Here is a 2121-nt window from a genome sequence, read left to right on the forward strand (position 1 = left end):
CGCGTCGCGGGCCCGGGCGGCGAAGCCCGCGGGCACGGCGGACCGGCCGGGAGCGGGGGCGTCCGGTGGCCGCTGAGACCGCTCCGGCGGCCGGGGAGCCCCAGGAGACCGGGCTGCGCCGCGTCGCCCGCGTGGTCCTGCTCGACCCGCAGGACCGCATCCTGCTGCTGCACGGCCACGAACCGGACGACCCCTGCGACGACTGGTGGTTCACGCCCGGCGGTGGCGTGGAGGGCACGGAGACCCGCGAGGAGGCCGCCCTGCGGGAACTCGCCGAGGAGACCGGCATCACCGACGTGGAACTCGGCCCGGTGCTCTGGCGGCGGAGGTGCTCCTTCCCCTTCGCCGGCCGCCGCTGGGACCAGGACGAGTGGTACTTCCTGGCGCGGACCGAGCAGACGGTCAGCGCCGCGACGGCACTGACCGAGCTGGAGCGGCGCAGTGTCGTCGGTGCGCGTTGGTGGACGTGCCCGGAACTGGCGCGGGCGCATGAGACGGTGTATCCGACCAGACTCGCCGAGCTGCTGCGCAGGCTGCTCGACGAAGGTCCCCCGGCCGGACCCGAGACCCTGGACACCGAAATCGTCTGAGGGTTCCGTGGCTGGCGCACAATGGGGGGATCGCACGCTGAAGGGGAACATGCCATGAGCGCCGAGGACCTCGAGAAGTACGAGACCGAGATGGAGCTGAAGCTCTACCGGGAGTACCGCGATGTCGTCGGTCTGTTCAAATACGTGATCGAGACGGAGCGCCGCTTCTACCTGACCAACGACTACGAGATGCAGGTGCACTCGGTCCAGGGAGAGGTGTTCTTCGAGGTGTCCATGGCGGACGCCTGGGTCTGGGACATGTACCGGCCCGCCCGGTTCGTCAAGCAGGTCCGCGTCCTGACGTTCAAGGACGTGAACATCGAGGAGCTCAACAAGAGCGATCTGGAGCTCCCGAGCGGGTGACGGAGTTGTCCACAACCGGCGGGCCATCCACCAAGATCCACTTCGTGGGGCGGGCTGCGTGAACGTGGGCACCGAAAGGCGGTGCCGACATGACGACGAACGCACGACCCGCACGACCCGCTCGACCCGCAGCACGCGGAACCCGGCCGGCGGTCCTCGCACGACCTTCCCGCAGCCCACAGCGGGCGCGCAGCGCGCTGGGCCGGTACGGCGAGGCGCTGGCCGCGCGACGGCTGGCCGAGGCCGGGATGACGGTCCTGGAGCGCAACTGGCGCTGCGGCCGGACCGGCGAGATCGACATCGTGGCCCGGGACGGGGACGTCCTGGTGGTCTGCGAGGTGAAGACCCGCCGGGCCGGTGCCTTCCAGCACCCGATGGAGGCGGTGACGGCCGTCAAGGCCGAGCGTCTGCGGGACCTGGCCGGACGCTGGCTGCGCGACCACGGCGGAGCACCGCCCTGCGGTGTCCGCATCGACCTGGTGGGCGTGGTGCTGCCCGCCCGCGGAGCGCCCCGGGTCGAGCATGTGCGGGGGGTGGCCTGACATGGGCTTCGCCCGTACCTGCGCGGTCGCCCTGGTCGGCGTCGAGGGCGTCGTGGTGGAGGTCCAGGCCGACCTCGAACCGGGCGTGGCGGCGTTCACCCTGGTGGGACTGCCCGACAAGAGCCTGACGGAGAGCCGGGACCGGGTCCGCGCGGCGGTGGTGAACTCCGGCGCTGATTGGCCCCAGAAGAAGCTCACCGTGGGCCTCAGCCCCGCCTCCGTGCCCAAGGCCGGCAGCGGCTTCGACCTCGCCGTCGCGAGCGCGGTGCTCGGCGCGGCCGAACGGCTCGACCCACGGGTGCTGGCCGACATCGTCATGATCGGTGAGCTGGGCCTGGACGGCCGGGTCCGCCCGGTCCGCGGCACCCTCCCCGCCGTGCTGGCCGCGGCCGACGCCGGATACGAGCAGGTCGTCGTACCGGAGTGTGCCGCCGCCGAGGCGTCGCTGGTGCCGGGGGTGTCCGTACTGGGCATCCGCAGCCTGCGTCAGCTGATCGCGGTGCTCGCCGACGAACCGGTGCCCGAGGAGGAACCCCCGGACCCCGCACGGCCCGACCCGCTGCTGGCGGGCCTGCGCGTCCCCGGCACCGGCGCCGCCACCGGCCTGCCCGGCGCGGGCGCGGCCG

At 72.8% G+C, this 2121-nt stretch carries 4 protein-coding genes; all 4 read left to right on the plus strand.

All coding sequences use genetic code 11. The annotated features are described in order from the left end of the window. Positions 1 to 65 precede the first annotated feature (65 nt). Positions 66 to 590 carry an NUDIX hydrolase gene (locus tag G3I53_RS30885; protein WP_164336619.1) on the plus strand — a complete coding sequence of 175 codons (525 nt, stop codon included), beginning with the start codon at positions 66 to 68 and terminating at the stop codon, positions 588 to 590. A 54-nt stretch (positions 591 to 644) separates the two neighbouring features. Next, on the plus strand, positions 645 to 953 hold the full coding sequence (locus G3I53_RS30890; RefSeq protein ID WP_003993268.1) for a DUF2469 domain-containing protein: 309 nt from the start codon (positions 645 to 647) through the stop codon (positions 951 to 953). A gap of 89 nt (positions 954 to 1042) precedes the next feature. Beyond that, positions 1043 to 1495 carry a YraN family protein gene (locus G3I53_RS30895; protein ID WP_164336621.1) on the plus strand — a complete coding sequence of 151 codons (453 nt, stop codon included), beginning with the start codon at positions 1043 to 1045 and terminating at the stop codon, positions 1493 to 1495. Between the two features lies 1 nt (position 1496). Further along, positions 1497 to 2121, plus strand: a 625-nt coding sequence (locus G3I53_RS30900; protein ID WP_275406528.1) for a magnesium chelatase domain-containing protein, incomplete at its 3' end; no start/stop codon positions are given.

The organism is Streptomyces sp. SID14436 (assembly GCF_010548465.1).
Classification (GTDB): Bacteria; Actinomycetota; Actinomycetes; order Streptomycetales; family Streptomycetaceae; genus Streptomyces.